Origin of the sequence: Pseudoclavibacter sp. RFBJ3 (assembly GCF_002931375.1) — a bacterium.
Lineage (GTDB): Bacteria > Actinomycetota > Actinomycetes > Actinomycetales > Microbacteriaceae > Pseudoclavibacter.
Window position 1 is genome coordinate 92,825 of record NZ_PSXZ01000003.1, and the last position, 14,650, is coordinate 107,474.

A 14,650-nucleotide genomic window follows, 5' to 3' on the forward strand; every position below is an offset into this window, starting at 1 on the left:
ATGCAACCGCGTTGCAACATGTGCAACACATTCCCAACGAAGTGGATGGAACCCCGATGAAGCGACGTCCTTCGAAACTGGCGCCCCTCGCGCTGCTCGCCGCCGTGGCGACCGTGCTCTCCCTCTCCGGCTGCGCGAACCGCGCGGGCGGAACCGCAGGTGGCGAGGAGTTTCCCTCGCAGGCCATCACGTTCTACACGCCGACGCAGGCCGGAGGTGCGACCGACCTCACCGCCCGCACCCTCGCGACGCAGCTCGAGTCCGAGCTGGGCCAGTCGATCGTCGTCGACAACCGACCCGGCGGTGCCGGCTCCGTCGGCATGCAGCACGTCGCCGGCCTCGCGGCTGACGGCTACTCGATCATGGTCTTCCCCGTCGAGGTGAGCATGCTCGGCCACCAGGGGTACGACATCGACCCCGCCAGCTACGACTTCCTCGGCATCGTCAACGAGCAGCCGGGCACGATCGCGGTCCCCGCGAACAGCCCGTACCAGACGCTCGAGGAGCTCGTCGCCGCCGCAGAGGCGAACCCCGGCAGCGTCACGATCTCCAACGCCGGCCCCGGCTCGATCTGGGAGGCCGGGGCGACCGAGCTCGGCAACATCGCCGGTGTCGAGTTCCAGGGCGTGCCCTTCGACGGAGGCGCCCCCGCGGTCACGGCAGCTGTCGGCGGCCAGGTCGACGCCGTCGTCGCCGGCATCGGCGAGACCGCTCCCGCCGACGAGGACGGGCGACTCCGCGTGCTCGCAGTCTTCACCGAGGAACGCGCCCCCGCGCTGCCGGACGTGCCGACGGCCGGCGAGCAGGGCTACGACGTCGTCATCGGCAGCTGGGCCGCCGTCGGCGCTCCGACCGGGCTCGACCCCGCGGTCAAGGAGTCGCTGCAGGCGGCGCTCGAGACCGCGGCCGGCAGCTCCGAGTACGTCGAGCTCATCGAATCGGGCGGCAACATCCCCGTGTTCATCCCCGGCGACGAGGCGACCGACTTCGTGAAGGCCGAGAACGAGCGCTTCGCAGAGCTGTTCGGCGAGTAGAGGCGTGACCGTCATGGACAGATCAGTCGAGGCGAACCCTCTCGACGTGGCGCTCGGCGTCGACGAGGAGACCTCCGAGTCTCGGCCCGTCAGCCGGCGGCGGGACATGCTCATCGCGGCGGGTGTGATCGCCGTCGGCGGAGCATCCATCGCCCTGGCCGTCGCCGTCGTCCCGGCGACGGGCGGCGACCCGTTCGGCCCGCGCTGGTGGCCGACCGTGCTCGGCGGGGCCATCGTGCTCCTCGGGGCGCTGCTCATCGGGGTCGCCATCCGCAAGCCGGATGCGCCGAGCGAGGACGCCCCCACGAAGCGCGGCATCTCGCGGGTGCTCCTCATGCTCGCGGCCATCGCCGCCTACGGTGTCGCCTGGTACTTCCTCCACTTCGTGATCGTCACGCTGCTCCTCGCCGCCGGACTCACGTTCGTGCTCGGCGGCCGCGGCTGGCGTGACCTCGTGCTGTTCCCGGTCATCGTGACGGTTGTGCTCTACGGGGTCTTCGGGCTCCTCCTGGGGGTGCCGCTGTGAACGGCATCACGGAAGGGCTCGGCGCGCTCCTCGACCCCACGATCGCGCTGTGCCTCATCATCGGGGTGCTCCTCGGCACGCTCGTGGGCGCCATCCCCGGCGTCACGGCCACGATGGCCGTCGCGCTCGCGGCCGGCTTCACCCTCACCCTCGAGCCCCTCCAGGGTCTCGCGGTGCTGCTCTCCATCTACATCGCCGCGCAGTTCGGCGACCGGGTGCCGTCGATCCTCATCAACACGCCTGGCACCCCCGCCTCGATCGCGACGACCTTCGACGGGTACCCCCTCGCGAAGCAGGGCAAGGCCGGCATCGCGCTGACGAGCTCCGCGCTCGTCTCTGCCGTCGGCTCCTTCGCCGGGATCCTCATCCTGCTGTTCCTCGCGCAGCCCATCTCGGGCTTCGCGCTGAGCTTCGGGCCGATCGAGATGTTCGCGCTCGTCGTGTTCGGGCTCACCATGATGATCGGCGTCTCCGGCGACCGCGTCATGAAGGGCCTCGCGGCCGGAGCCTTCGGCTTGTGGCTCGGGACGATCGGCAACGACCCCATCTCGGGCGACCAGCGCTTCACGTTCGGCATCCCGGAGCTCTCGAGCGGCGTGCCGTTCATCGCCGCCATCATCGGCCTCTTCGGCATCGCCGAGGTCTTCAACCAGGTCGTCTCCGCCAAGAGAGGGCCTGAGCCGCAGCCCATCACGCAGCTCGGCAAATGGTGGCCGAACAAGGCGGAGCGCAAGCTGCTGCGCAAGCCGACGGCCATCGGCACGGGAATCGGCGCCGTCGTCGGCGTCATCCCGGCGGCCGGCGGCGACATCGCCGGCGTCATCGCGTGGGACCAGGCGCGTCGCGCCTCCAAGACCCCGGAGAAGTTCGGGAAGGGCGCGCTCGAGGGAGTCGCGGCCGCCGACAGCTCGAGCACCGCGACGATGGGCGGATCGGTCACGACGACCCTGTCGCTCGGCGTGCCAGGCGACTCGGTCATGGCCGTCATGCTCGGCTCCATGATCGTGTGGGGCCTCCAGCCTGGGCCGAGCCTCTTCGCGAACCGGCCCGATCTCGTCTTCAGCCTCTCCGCGATCATGCTCATCGCGACCGTGCTGGCGCTCGCTTTGGCGCTCGTGCGCATGCGCGGCGTCGTCAAGCTGCTCGCAATGCCGAAGCGCTACCTCTCGGTTGTCATCGTCACGTTCTGCATGGTCGGCACGTTCGCCGTCTCCAACTCGGTGTTCGACGTCGTGCTCATGTTCGCCTTCGGGCTCCTCGGGCTTGCGATGCGACGCTTCGGCTTCCCGCCGGGGCCCCTCGTGCTCGGCCTCATCCTCGGGCCGCTCGCGGAGGGCAACCTCCGGCGTGCGCTCCTCATCGACGGCTACGGAGCGGTCTTCACGAGCCCCATCGCGCTGACCCTCATCATCCTGAGCATCCTCGCCGTTCTCGCCCCGCGCATCCGCGCCCTGCTGAAAGGACGGTCGACGCGTGAGCGCACCGAAGAGCCCATTCTCAAGTAGCGCCGTGCCTGCGAACACCCCGCGCGCCGGTCGCGTGCTGTGCCTGGGCGAGACCATGGCCATGGTCACGCCGACCCACGTCGCCCCGCTCAGGGAAGCCGTGAGCTTCGCCGTCAAGGCCGGGGGCGCCGAGTCGACGGTCGCCATGTACCTCGCCGACTCCGGTGTCCCATCCAGCTGGGTGAGCTGGCTCGGCGACGACCCACTCGGGTGGCGCCTCCTCGACGAGGTGCGCGCGAGCGGCGTCGACGTCGCAGGCGTCCAGCTCGTGCCGGGGGCCCCGACCGGCGTCTACTTCAAGGACCCTGGCGACGGGGAGACCACCGTCTACTACTACCGGGCCGGTTCGGCCGCGTCGCGAATGGATGCGACCGTGCTCGCCCAGCTCGACTGGGAGGGCGTCGCCGCCCTCCACGTGACGGGCATCACCGCCGGCCTCTCGACAAGCTGCTCGGCGATGCTCGAAGCCGTCATGCTCGAGGCGCGCCGGCGCGCCATCACCGTGTCGTTCGACGTGAACTACCGCCCCGGGCTCTGGAGCATCGAGGCCGCGGGGCCGCGCCTTGCCACGCTCGCAGCGCTCGCGGACCTCGTGTTCGTGGGCCGTGACGAGGCCGAGACGCTGTGGGGCGAAGGCCACCCGACGACGCTCCACTCGCGGCTCGGGCTGCATGGCAGCCTCGTCGTGAAGGACGGCAGCGTCGGCGCGACCGAGGTCGCCGTCGTCGACGGCGGCGTGTCCTCGGCGTTCGTGCCAGCGCATCCCGTCGACGTCGTCGAAGCCGTCGGGGCGGGTGATGCCTTCACCGCCGGCTACCTCGGTGCGATGCTTGGCGGCGAGCCCGTCGATGCGTGCTTGAACCGAGGGCACGGGCTCGCCGCCCGAACCCTCGGCAGCACACACGACTTCGTCCCGGCCTGATCGGAGTCCCACCATGTCCCAGAGCATCCACCGCGCAGCAGAGATCCTTGAGTACGTGAGCCTCGCGCCGCGCACCCAGTCGGAGATCGCCGCCAAGCTCGGCGTGCACCGATCGACGGCACTGCGGATGCTGCAGACGCTCACCGAGACCGGGCTCACCCGCCGTCACGCGGACAGCAGGTATGGGGTCGGATACCGGCTGAGCGGTCTCGCCCGGGCGGCCAGCGACCAGTTCGACCTGCGCAACATCGCCCGCCCCGTGCTGCAGGAGCTCGGCAGGGACTGCACGCACACCGTGCACCTCGCCGTCCTCGAGGGTGACCGCATCGTCTACGCCGACAAGATCGAGCAGCCTGGGATGGTCAGGCTCTACTCCCAGATCGGGCAGCCGGTGCTCCTGCACACGGCGGGCGTCAGCAAGGCCATCCTCGCCCAGCAGGACGTTGAGAAGACCGACCGGATGCTCGAGGGCTACGAGTACACGCCATACACCGACAACACGATCGTCTCGCGCGCCGCCCTCGACGCCGAGCTCGAGCGCACCCGCGAACGCGGCTGGGCCGTCGACGATGCCGAGTACGAGAACTTCATCAACTGCATCGCCATGCCCATCCGCGATTCGAGCGACACGGTCGTCGCGGCCGTGTCCATCACCGCACTCAAGGCGAGTGCCGACCTCGACGCGCTCGCCGAATGGCAGCCGCGACTCGACGACGTCGTCCTCGCCATCTCCCACGACCTCGGCTGGAGACCACATGACTGACACCTTCGACACCATGTTCGCCGGATCGCCCGTCATGGCGATCCTGCGCGGCTACACCCCGGAGCGCAGCGTCGAGCTCGCGAACCTCGCCTGGTCGCTCGGCATCTCGAGCGTCGAGGTGCCCATCCAGAACGATGCGGCGCTCGACGCGCTCCGCGCCGTCGTCCGCGCCGCCGAGCCCGGCGGGCACGCGGTCGGCGCAGGCACCGTCGTCTCGCTCGCCCACGTCGACCAGGCCAAGCAGGCCGGAGCCACGTTCACCGTCGCACCCGGCCTCGACCCCGCCGTCATCGAGGCGGCCCAGGCCGCTGGCCTCGCCCCGCTGCCCGGTGTGGCCAGCGGGACCGACATCCAGCTCGCGAAGGCGCTCGGCCTGACCTGGGTCAAGGCGTTCCCCGCCAGCGTGCTCGGCGCCGACTGGTTCTCGGCCATGCGAGGGCCGTTCCCCGAGATGCGTCTCGTCGCTACGGGCGGCATCAACGCTTCCAATGCGGGGGAGTACCTCTCGGCAGGAGCCGACGTCGTCGCCGTCGGCAGTGCGCTCGAGGACGAAGCGCAGCTGCCCCTCCTCTCCGCGCTCCGCGCATCCGCTCCCGCGCGCTGACGCTGCCGCGCATCCACAACCTCCTCTGACAGAAAGGGCTCCCATGACCGCCCAGCTCACCCCCCGCTACAGCCCAGCAGCCGACCGCTACGAGCGGATGCAGTATCGCCGTGTCGGCCGCAGCGGACTGCAGCTGCCCGCGATCTCGTTCGGCACCTGGCACGGCTTCGGCGACGACACCCCCCTCGCGAAGCAGCGTGAGCTGCTGCGGCACGCATTCGACCTCGGCATCATGCACTTCGACATCGCGAACGGCTACGGCCCGCCCTTCGGCTCGACCGAGGCGAACGTCGGCCGGATCCTGCGCGAGGACTTCGCGGGCCTGCGCGACGAGCTCGTGCTGTCGACGAAGGCCGGATACCCCGTGTTCCCAGGCCCGAACGGCTCGGGCGGCGGCCGCAAGCACCTGCTCGGGAGCCTCGAGAACAGCCTTCGCCTGCTCGGCACCGACTACGTCGACATCTTCTACAGCCACCGGTTCGACCCCGAGACGCCCCTCGAGGAGACGGCGGCCGCACTCGATGCGATCGTGCGCAGCGGGAAGGCCCGCTACGTCGGCGTCTCCTCCTACTCCGCGGAGCGCACCGAGGAGGTCGCCGGCCTCCTGCGCGAGCTCGGCACGCCGCTGCTCATCTCGCAGCCGTCGTACTCCCTCCTGAACCGCTGGATCGAGGACGGCGAGCCGTCGGTGCTCGAAGCCAACGCGACGGCCGGGGCTGGCGTCATCGCGTTCTCCGGCCTCGCCCAGGGGCTGCTGACGAACAAGTACCTCGGGGGAGTGCCGGAGGGGTCGCGGGCGACGCAGGGCAAGACGCTGCGCGACGGGATGCTCAGCGACGAGAACCTCGAGCGGGTGCGCGCCCTCAACGCGATCGCGGAGCGTCGCGGGCAGACGCTCGCGCAGCTCGCGATCGCCTGGGTGCTGCGCGACGAGCGGATCACGTCCGCCCTCATCGGGGCGTCCCGCACCTCGCAGCTCGACGACCTCGTCAGGTGCCTCGACGCGTCGCCGTTGACCGACGCCGAGCTCGCAGAGATCGACACCTACGCCGTCGACGGCGGCATCAACATCTGGACGGCGTCGTCGGATGCCTGACGCGCCAGCGCAGGAGCGGGTGCAGGAGCAGACGGGCGACAGCGCGGCCGTCGCCGCCGCCGACGCCCTCGCGGATCTCGCGCGCATCCGCGCCGAAGAAGCCGAGCTCGTCTTCACCAGGTTCTCGCGCGATGATGCATGGCGGCTCGGCTCCCGGATGCGCGAGGCGGCGGCGGCTCGTTCGCTGCCCGTGGTCATCGGCATCGTCGTCGGACAGCAGCGGGTCTTCCACGCCGCACTCGACGGCGCTGTGCCGGACAACGACGCGTGGTTCGAGCGGAAGACACGCGCGGTGCTGCACTTCGAGCAGTCATCGCTCGGCGTCGGTGCGCTGTTCCGCTCGCTGGGGCGCGTCTACGAGCAGGAGTCGCGACTCGACCCCGACGAGGTCGCCGCGAACGGCGGCGTGTTCCCCGTTCGCATCGACGGGGTCGGCGTCGTCGGCGCGGTCGGCATCTCCGGGCTGCCGCAGGTCGAGGACCATGCGTTTGTCGTCGAGCAGCTGCGGGAGTTCCTGGCCGAGGCGTAGGTCACGCTCGCCTGCTGCACCCGCCGCACCCGCCGCGCGCATCCGCCGCCACGCCGGGTGCTTGAGGCGGCGGCGTCGCGGTCGATACCCTGGTCGGCTGCGACGCCGCAGCTTCATCGCACCAACAGGAAGCACCTCGATGTCGCCCGACACCACCGTCCCCGACTCCACCGTCCCCGACTCCACCGCCCCCGAAGCTGCGGCTGCCCAAGATGTCGCCGCCTCGGATTCCGCCAAGCCGACCCCCGCCGCCCCGGCTGGCTTCAGCGCGGAGCCCCTGCGCATCCCGTCTTCGCTCGACGATGTCGCGGCAGCGGCGTTCCACGAGATGACAGCCCTGCGCAACGCCGTCACGAGGGACACATACCGCAACGACGACTTCGTGCTGCCCGCGGAGGTGCTGCTGCCGGGGTACGAGCCGAGCGAGTACGAGCGTCGGGACGGGCGCCTCATCCGCGAGCACGGTCGGCTCGTGGGGCGTGTGCTCTTCGACTTCCCGCTCACCGAAGACGTCGAGATGGCGAAGATGATGCTCGAGATCCACCCGGATGCGCGGGGCCGCGGCTTCGGGGCGGCCGCGTACGAGGTCGGGGAGCTGGCGGTGCGAGACGCGGGTCGCTCGGAGATCCGCACGTGGGTGGTGCACCGAGAGATGGCTGGGCCGCGCATCCCGTCGCCGAGCGGTGTCGGGGACATCCCGGCACTGGACCCTGCCGCGCAGATGCTGCTGCGACGAGGGTTCGAGCTCGGTCAGGTCGAGCGCATGAGCGTGCTCGAGCTGGGCGCCGAGCACGACGACGCCCTGCGCGCGCTGCGCGACGGCGCCAGGGAGGCCGCGGGCGCCGAGTATCGCTGCGTGTCGTGGTCGTACCCGACGCCGGACGAGTTCATCGACGGCTACGCGGCGCTGAAGGCGCGCATGAGCACGGACGCCCCGCAGGGTGACCTCGTCGAAGACGAGCAGGAGTGGGACGCGAGGCGTGTCCGCGAGGAGCTCGAGGCGACGGCGATCGCCCGCGGCGACAGCGTGCTCGTGGGGGCCGTCCAACACGTTCCGACCGGGGAGCTCGTGGCCTTCAGCGAGCTGCAGCGAATGGACGACGGCACGAGGCGAGCCGACCAGGAGGACACGCTCGTGCTGCGCGAGCATCGCGGCAACCGGCTCGGGATGCTCGTGAAGGCGGAGAACCTGCTCGCCTGGAGGGCGATGCACCCCGACGTCGAGCGGGTCTACACGTACAACGCCGAGGAGAACCGCCCGATGCTGAACGTCAACGAGGCGCTCGGCTTCCGACCCTTCGTCAGCGAGGGCGCCTGGCGGAAGGTGCTCGTCTGAGTCGAGCCGCGCCCACTCGGTGACCCGCGCCGCCCCGGTAGGCTGGGGGTCTCATGACTGCATCCTCTTCTTCGCTTGTGACCACCGCTACGGGCAGCGATGTCCGTGTCCGCTTCTGCCCTTCGCCGACGGGGACCCCGCACGTCGGGCTCATCCGCACCGCCCTCTTCAACTGGGCCTACGCGAAGCACACCGGGGGCACGTTCGTGTTCCGCATCGAGGACACGGATGCTGAGCGCGACTCCGAGGAGAGCTACCAGCAGATCATCGACGGGCTCGGCTGGCTCGGGCTCGGCTGGGACGAGGGCGTGAACGTCGGCGGGCCGCACGAGCCGTACCGTCAGTCGCAGCGCACCGACATCTACCTCGACGTCATCCAGAAGCTCCGCGACGCCGGCCACCTGTACGAGTCGTTCGCGACGGGTGAGGAGATCGAGGCGCGCAACGTGGCCGCCGGTCGCGACCCGAAGATGGGGTACGACAACTACGAGCGCGACCTGTCGGCCGACGAGATCGCTCGCCTCAAGGCTGAGGGTCGCGAGCCGGCGCTGCGCCTTCGAGTGCCGGACACCGACCTCTCCTTCGACGACCTCGTGCGCGGCGAGATCACCTTCAAGGCCGGGTCGTTCCCCGACTTCGTGCTCGTGCGACCCAACGGCAAGCCGCTCTACACGCTCGTGAACCCCGTCGACGACGCCCTCATGGGCATCACGCACGTGCTCCGCGGCGAGGACCTGCTCTCCTCGACGCCCCGCCAGATCGCGCTCTACCACGCGCTCATCGACGTGGGAGTCGCCGAGTTCATCCCGCGCTTCGGGCACCTGCCGTACGTCATGGGCGAGGGCAACAAGAAGCTCTCCAAGCGCGACCCCGAGTCGAACCTCTTCCACCACCGCGACCGCGGATTCCTGCCGGAGGGGCTCCTCAACTACCTGTCCCTGCTCGGCTGGTCGATCGCCGCGGACCGCGACGTGTTCACGATGGACGAGATGGTCGTCGCGTTCGACGTCGAGGACGTCAACCCGAACCCCGCGCGCTTCGACCTCACCAAGGCCGAGGCCATCAACGGCGAGCACATGCGCCTCCTCGGCGCGGACGACTTCGCGCACCGCCTCGTCGCGCCGCTGCAGCTCGCCGGCGTGCTCCCGCTCGAGCCGACGGATGCGCAGCTCGCGCTCCTCGGGCGTGCGGCGCCGCACGTCCAGGAGCGCATGCAGCTCCTCGGCGAGGCTCCCGAGATGCTCGGGTTCCTCTTCGTGGATGCCGCTGATCTCGTGGTCGAGGACACGGCCGTCGGCTCCCTCAAGGGTGACGTGACGGGTGTGCTCGACGCCTCCATCGCGGCCCTCGACGCGCTCGAGGCGCCAGAGGCGTGGACGACGGAGAACATCGAGGCCGCCCTGCGTGGAGCCCTCATCGAGGGGCTCGGCCTCAAGCCGCGCGTCGCGTTCGGCCCGATCCGCGTGGCCGTCTCCGGCCGCAAGGTCTCCCCGCCGCTCTTCGAGTCGCTCGAGCTGCTGGGCCGCGAGCAGTCGCTCGCCCGCATGCGCTCGCTCGTCTCGCGCCTCGCCGCGTAGCCGCGCCGCGTCCGCTCCGCGGCGCCGCCGCTAGGTTCGGCAGCTCGGCTCGGCTCCGCGCTTCGTCTCGGGATGGGGAGCGCGCTTCCGGATGGGTTCTTTCCCATCCGGAAGCGCGTTCCCCATCCCGAGACTCGTTTGTGGGGGAGCGATCTCGTTTGTGGGGGAGTGGGCTCGCTCGCGGGGAGTTGGCACGCTCGCGGGGCTCGCGGGGATGCTCGGCGATTCGCGCCGCCCTCGCACGTCGCGACGGGTGAGGCTAACCTAAGAGGATGCCCGCCGTCCTGAGCTGGTGGGCGCGAGACTCCGGGAGGACCGCATGACCGAGGCGCTGGGCACGCACTATGACGTCGTCGTCATCGGGGGTGGCCCTGCCGGGCTGCAGGCCGCGCTGATCCTCGCGCGGCACCGCTACTCGACCCTGGTGCTCGACGGCAACCGGCCCCGCCACTCGGCGACGCTGGAGGCCCACGGGTTCCTGACCCGCGACCACACTCCTCCGAACGAGCTGCGCAGGCTCGGCCGCGAGGACGTGGAGGCCTACGAGGATGCCGAGATCCAGTTCGCCCAGGTCACGCGCGTCCGGGCGCTCACCGAGGAGGAGGTCGTCGGCGCGGAGGTGTCGCAGGGGCCGGCATTCGAGGGCTCGTTCGGCTTCGTCGCCGGTGGGGTGGCGGGCGCTGGGGGGCAGCCGACGACCGCCGACCCGCGCGAGATCGCGTCGCGCCGCCGCGACGGCGTGCGGGTTCCGTACCGCTTCGCGGTCGAGGCGAAGGGCGTGCGCGGCACGCCCGCACGAGCCGTGTTCGCCCGCTCGGTCGTCTTCGCGACGGGCCTCACCGAGGTGCTGCCCGCCCTGCCCATGCTGCGTGCGTTCTACGGCACGAGCATCCACAGCTGCGTCGAGTGCGACGGATGGACGCAGCGCGACCGCCGAGTCTCGGTCATCGCGGCACCCGGCGTCACCGACCTGTACGAGCGGGCGGTGCAGCTCACGCGCTTCACCGGAGCGCTCACGGTCTTCGCTGCCGAGGGGCAGCTCGCCGAGCTGCAGGAGCTCGATCTCGTCGAACGCGGCGTGGTCGTCGAGACGCGTGACGTCGTCGACGTCGAGGGCGGACCGGGTGGCGTGACGGGCGTTGCGCTCGCCGACGGCGACGTCGTGACGGCCGAGGCCGTGTTCGTGCGGCCCGATTACGTCGCGAAGCTCGACTTCGCGAGCGAGCTCGGCATCGAGTTCGACGGCTCCGGCCTCGTGGCGGCGGATGCGCAGGGCCGGACGAGCGTGCCCGGCATCTACGCGACGGGCGAGCTGACGGGCCCGGGGCCGCAGATGCTCATCGTCGCCGCTGGCAACGGGGCACAGACCGGCATGGCGGTCGACCGGGACCTGCTGGGCCTCTGAGTCGAGGGCTCGACGGGCTCGACCCGGCCGTTCGACGCGCTGATTTGTCCAGCCTCCGGGAGTGCGCTATGCTCTCTGAGGCGCTTCGGTGCCAGTGGGGTATGGTGTAATTGGCAACACGGAGGTTTCTGGTACCTTTGTTCTTGGTTCGAGTCCAGGTACCCCAGCAAGTGTGAACACCACAAATGTGAACATGACGAAAAGGCCCCGCTGAGCGGGGCCTTTCGTGTATCTCCTCGGCACGCGCTGTATGCCTTCGGCCGCGCGCTGCAGCTCTTGAGCCACGCGGTAGAGCCCAGCCGGCAAGCGCCGCCCAGCCCAGCAGCGCCGCCCGGACGCTACCGCGAGACGCTGCCGGCCGGCACCAATGCCTCGGCGCCCGCATCGGCACTCGCACTCGCGCCTGCCCCTGCTCCTGCGCCCGCACCTGCTTGCGCATCCGCGTCCGCCTCGTCCAGCGGCTCGGCCGCGGGCATCAGGCGCGCGTAGTCGCCGAACGCGTCGATCTTTGCGCCCTGCTCGTGGAGGAGCGCCGTGAGCCGCTCGATCTGCTCGACCTCGAGCGGGCGGCGTCTGGCGCGCTCGCGGTGCGTGAGGAGGTCGAGGAACTGGGCCTCGTCGGCGACGACGGCCGTTCGGTCGGCTGATGGCGTGAGCGTGGCAGCATCGGTGTAGACGGTCGCGGTGGCGTTCGAGTAGAAGACGCAGGTGTCGACGGCGATGGACTCGCCGAGGGTCTGCTCGCTCAGACGCGCGAGGTGCGCCGCATGGGCGAGCGCCTGGCTGCGCGGTGCTGACTGCCCGAGGTGCGTCAGCACCCGGAGGGAGCTCTCCGCGGCGCCGCCGGCCAGGGCGGTGCGGTCTGGGGTGGTGGCGGCGCCGCTCGTGATCTGCAGGGCGAACGGCGGACGCAGCGCCACATCGTCGACGAGGTTGCCGAAGGCCGGCTGCGCCTCGCTGGGCCGGACCCCGTCGAAGATGACGCCGTCCCAGGTCCTGTGATCGATGAGGAGGGCGCCCGCGTCGGTGAGCAGCACGTGGTCGAGCTGGATGACATGGCGGTTGGTGCTCATGCCCTCCTGGACGAGGATGAACGTGCGAGTCGCGAGCACGCCGTTCAGCCCGAGTGTCTCGCTGGCCCGCAGGATCGCCTCCCGGGACACGAGTTCCGTCTCGCTCGAACGCCTGGCGCGGTCCTTGAGGAAGTCGACGAGCATCCGCCGGTCTTGGAACGCGGCCTCGTGCTGGAGCGCGAGGCGCTCGAGGCGCGCCTCAGCCTCTTCCTGCAGCTCCTGCTTCTGCTGCCGGAGCTGCGCGTGGGCGCGCTCGGCCTCGGCGGTGAGCGCCTTCCGCTCGACCTCGGCGGCGTTCTGCCGCTCGTCGAGCGTCGCCCGCCAGTGCCTGTTCGCGCGCATCCGAACCACGAGCGCGATGATGACTGCAACCGTCGCCCCGAGCACAAAGCTCAGCGCAACCCACCCCTGAATCTCCATCCGCCCAGTACAGCACCGGCCACCGACATCGCCGGGAGTGGCGACCGGCACGTCGGCCCGCGATGCCGAAACGGGGAGTTCGACGGGGAGTTTCCCCGCGAATCCCCGGGGCGAGGCGGCGAGGAGCACTTCACTAGGCTGGCGTGACCCCGATCTCCCCCTTCGAGAGGATCTACCGTGCGAGTACTTGTCACCAGTTCCCGGAACACGTTTGCGCTCGACATCATCCGCAAGCTCGGCAGCACGGGCCACGCGGTGTTCGCGAGCGACACGTACGAGGGGGCCATCGGCAGCCATTCGAGGTATCTCGCGGGGCATTTCGTGACGAACTCGCCGCGCGCCAAGACGGACGAGTTCATCGCCGACGTCGCGAAGATCGCGGCAGAGCAGCACATCGACGTCGTCATCCCGACGTTCGAGGAAGCCTTCTACCTCGCAGCCCGCGGCCACGAGCTCCCGGACGGCACGAGCGTGTTCACGGGCGGATTCGAGCAGCTCGCGCGCCTGCACGACAAGGCCAGCTTCAAGCGGCTCGCGCAGGAGGCAGGCGTGCCGGTGCCCGAGACGATCGTCGCGACGAGCCACGAGGAGCTGCTCGCGGCCATCGACACGTACCCGAAGTTCTTCGCTCGCGCCGCGTTCTCGCGTGGCGGCGTCGGGCTCCTCACCAACACGGGTCCGCTCGCGGGCAAGATGTCGGTCGACGAGGCCGCGCCGACGCCCGACCAGCCGTGGCTCGTGCAGCCCTTCGTGGACGGCCCCATGATCTGCACGTACAGCATCGTCGTCGACGGCCGTGTCACGGCGCACTGCACGTACCGCGCACCCGAGCAGTGGGCGCACAGCACGGGCATCTCGTTCCTCGCGATCGACAGCACGGAGACGCTCGACTACACGCAGCGGCTCGTCGACACCCTCGACCCGAACTACACGGGCCAGCTGTCGTTCGACTTCGTCGACAACGATGGCGGGCTCTTCGCGATCGAATGCAACCCGCGCCCCACCAGCGGTGTCATCCTGCTCGAAGCCGACGAGGTCTCGGCCGCCTTCCAGGGCACGAACTCCGAGCCGTTCGTCGTGGCGCCTGGCGTCGAACGTCAGGTGAAGCTGGCGGTGCTGGCGGATGCGTTCGCCGAGCCCATCAAGCACCTCCCGAAGTCGCTCCACGACCTGCTGCACGTGCGCGACATCGGCGCGGGATGGCACGACGAGCTGGCGATGCTGTGGAGCCCCGCGACGATCGTGCACGGTGCGCAGCTCACCCACGGTGAGCGCAAGGAGCTGCTCGCCGCGCTCGGCGATGACATCGTCTGGAACGGGGAGCCGATCGACGGGATGCTCCCCGAGGATCTCGTCGCGCTCGAGGCAGTGCACGAGCAGCGCGTCTGAGCACCCCCAGACCCCTGCTCAACCCCGCCGAGCCCGGCTGAGCACAGCTGAACCCCGCCGAGCGAGACTCCGCCCCGCATCCATCGTGGATGCGGGGCGGAGTCGTCGAGATCTGCTGGAGTCGCAGCTCAGGCGATCGCGCGGTAGTGGAAGTAGTACCCGTTGTCGGTGAAGCCACCCTGCTGCGGGTAGTACGTGCATCCCTGGCTGATCTTCGTCCAGGAGGAGATGTACGTGACCTTGGCCGCCTCGCACTCGCTCACCGTCGAGAACGGCCCGACGCTCATGTTGGCGGTGGCTGCCTGCGCGGCGGTCGCCCCGCCGAACATGAGGCCGCCCGCGACGACGGCACCGGCGATGACAGTGGACACTCGCTTCTTGAAATGAACCATGTCCCGACCCTAGGCACGGGGCTTGAGTGGAGCCTCCGTCATCCTGGGACACCCGTGCGAAGGGGGTGCGAAGACGTCG

Annotated in this window: 14 protein-coding genes and 1 tRNA gene; 13 read left to right on the top strand and 2 right to left on the bottom strand. The window is 70.3% G+C overall.

The features are described 5' to 3' along the window. The first annotated feature begins 56 nt into the window (after positions 1-56). From C5E07_RS02810 to C5E07_RS02865, 12 genes are all read left to right on the top strand, one after another. Positions 57-1,034 carry a tripartite tricarboxylate transporter substrate binding protein gene (locus C5E07_RS02810; protein ID WP_104298357.1) on the top strand — a complete coding sequence of 326 codons (978 nt, stop codon included), beginning with the start codon at positions 57-59 and terminating at the stop codon, positions 1,032-1,034. Positions 1,035-1,047: 13 nt separating this feature from the next. Further along, complete coding sequence (locus C5E07_RS02815; RefSeq protein ID WP_146080294.1) at positions 1,048-1,560, top strand: tripartite tricarboxylate transporter TctB family protein; 513 nt, start codon at positions 1,048-1,050, stop codon at positions 1,558-1,560. Next, positions 1,557-3,065, top strand: a complete 1,509-nt coding sequence (locus C5E07_RS02820) for a tripartite tricarboxylate transporter permease (protein ID WP_104298359.1) — start codon at positions 1,557-1,559, stop codon at positions 3,063-3,065. The genes C5E07_RS02815 and C5E07_RS02820 overlap by 4 nt, the downstream gene beginning before the upstream one ends. 4 nt (positions 3,066-3,069) lie before the next feature. Next, the gene (locus C5E07_RS02825) at positions 3,070-3,987 is read left to right on the top strand and encodes a sugar kinase (protein WP_258063756.1); all 918 of its coding nucleotides are present in this window, start codon (positions 3,070-3,072) and stop codon (positions 3,985-3,987) included. A 13-nt stretch (positions 3,988-4,000) separates the two neighbouring features. After that, complete coding sequence (locus tag C5E07_RS02830; RefSeq protein ID WP_104240469.1) at positions 4,001-4,750, top strand: IclR family transcriptional regulator; 750 nt, start codon at positions 4,001-4,003, stop codon at positions 4,748-4,750. Then, positions 4,743-5,354 (top strand): bifunctional 4-hydroxy-2-oxoglutarate aldolase/2-dehydro-3-deoxy-phosphogluconate aldolase, encoded by a 612-nt coding sequence (locus C5E07_RS02835; RefSeq protein ID WP_104298360.1) that lies wholly within the window; start codon positions 4,743-4,745, stop codon positions 5,352-5,354. The genes C5E07_RS02830 and C5E07_RS02835 overlap by 8 nt, the downstream gene beginning before the upstream one ends. A 43-nt stretch (positions 5,355-5,397) precedes the next feature. Next, on the top strand, positions 5,398-6,450 hold the full coding sequence (locus C5E07_RS02840; protein ID WP_104240471.1) for an aldo/keto reductase: 1,053 nt from the start codon (positions 5,398-5,400) through the stop codon (positions 6,448-6,450). Further along, the gene (locus C5E07_RS02845) at positions 6,443-6,979 is read left to right on the top strand and encodes a heme-degrading domain-containing protein (protein WP_104298361.1); all 537 of its coding nucleotides are present in this window, start codon (positions 6,443-6,445) and stop codon (positions 6,977-6,979) included. The genes C5E07_RS02840 and C5E07_RS02845 overlap by 8 nt, the downstream gene beginning before the upstream one ends. 139 nt (positions 6,980-7,118) lie before the next feature. Continuing rightward, positions 7,119-8,315, top strand: coding sequence for a GNAT family N-acetyltransferase (locus C5E07_RS02850; RefSeq protein ID WP_104298362.1), 1,197 nt, complete (start codon positions 7,119-7,121; stop codon positions 8,313-8,315). 53 nt (positions 8,316-8,368) lie between these two features. Beyond that, a complete protein-coding gene (gene gltX, locus C5E07_RS02855) occupies positions 8,369-9,892 on the top strand; it encodes a glutamate--tRNA ligase (protein ID WP_104240474.1) in 1,524 nt (507 codons plus the stop codon). 319 nt (positions 9,893-10,211) lie between these two features. Beyond that, on the top strand, positions 10,212-11,297 hold the full coding sequence (locus tag C5E07_RS02860; protein WP_104298363.1) for an NAD(P)/FAD-dependent oxidoreductase: 1,086 nt from the start codon (positions 10,212-10,214) through the stop codon (positions 11,295-11,297). A 95-nt stretch (positions 11,298-11,392) separates the two neighbouring features. Continuing rightward, a tRNA-Gln gene (locus C5E07_RS02865) sits at positions 11,393-11,464 on the top strand. Positions 11,465-11,635: 171 nt separating this feature from the next. On the opposite strand, the gene C5E07_RS19620 is transcribed toward C5E07_RS02865, so the two are convergent. Beyond that, positions 11,636-12,790 (bottom strand): hypothetical protein, encoded by a 1,155-nt coding sequence (locus C5E07_RS19620; RefSeq protein ID WP_219820115.1) that lies wholly within the window; start codon positions 12,788-12,790, stop codon positions 11,636-11,638. A gap of 177 nt (positions 12,791-12,967) precedes the next feature. Here C5E07_RS19620 and C5E07_RS02875 point away from each other — a divergent pair, with 177 nt between their 5' ends. Next, positions 12,968-14,179, top strand: a complete 1,212-nt coding sequence (locus C5E07_RS02875; protein ID WP_104298364.1) for a carbamoyl-phosphate synthase large subunit — start codon at positions 12,968-12,970, stop codon at positions 14,177-14,179. 128 nt (positions 14,180-14,307) lie between these two features. Here the strand turns inward: C5E07_RS02875 and C5E07_RS02880 are convergent, their stop codons facing one another. Continuing rightward, positions 14,308-14,571 (bottom strand): hypothetical protein, encoded by a 264-nt coding sequence (locus C5E07_RS02880; protein WP_104298365.1) that lies wholly within the window; start codon positions 14,569-14,571, stop codon positions 14,308-14,310. Positions 14,572-14,650 lie beyond the last annotated feature (79 nt).

Excerpts from the sequence above, each read along its gene's own strand:
- C5E07_RS02810 (WP_104298357.1), top strand. The coding sequence starts at position 57 with ATGAAGCGACGTCCTTCGAAACTGGCGCCCCTCGCGCTGCTCGCCGCC.
- C5E07_RS02815 (WP_146080294.1), top strand. The coding sequence starts at position 1,048 with ATGGACAGATCAGTCGAGGCGAACCCTCTCGACGTGGCGCTCGGCGTC.
- C5E07_RS02830 (WP_104240469.1), top strand. The coding sequence starts at position 4,001 with ATGTCCCAGAGCATCCACCGCGCAGCAGAGATCCTTGAGTACGTGAGC.
- C5E07_RS02835 (WP_104298360.1), top strand. The coding sequence starts at position 4,743 with ATGACTGACACCTTCGACACCATGTTCGCCGGATCGCCCGTCATGGCG.
- C5E07_RS02840 (WP_104240471.1), top strand. The coding sequence starts at position 5,398 with ATGACCGCCCAGCTCACCCCCCGCTACAGCCCAGCAGCCGACCGCTAC.
- C5E07_RS02845 (WP_104298361.1), top strand. The coding sequence starts at position 6,443 with ATGCCTGACGCGCCAGCGCAGGAGCGGGTGCAGGAGCAGACGGGCGAC.
- C5E07_RS02850 (WP_104298362.1), top strand. The coding sequence starts at position 7,119 with ATGTCGCCCGACACCACCGTCCCCGACTCCACCGTCCCCGACTCCACC.
- gltX (WP_104240474.1), top strand. The coding sequence starts at position 8,369 with ATGACTGCATCCTCTTCTTCGCTTGTGACCACCGCTACGGGCAGCGAT.
- C5E07_RS02860 (WP_104298363.1), top strand. The coding sequence starts at position 10,212 with ATGACCGAGGCGCTGGGCACGCACTATGACGTCGTCGTCATCGGGGGT.
- C5E07_RS19620 (WP_219820115.1), bottom strand. The coding sequence starts at position 12,790 with ATGGAGATTCAGGGGTGGGTTGCGCTGAGCTTTGTGCTCGGGGCGACG.
- C5E07_RS02880 (WP_104298365.1), bottom strand. The coding sequence starts at position 14,571 with ATGGTTCATTTCAAGAAGCGAGTGTCCACTGTCATCGCCGGTGCCGTC.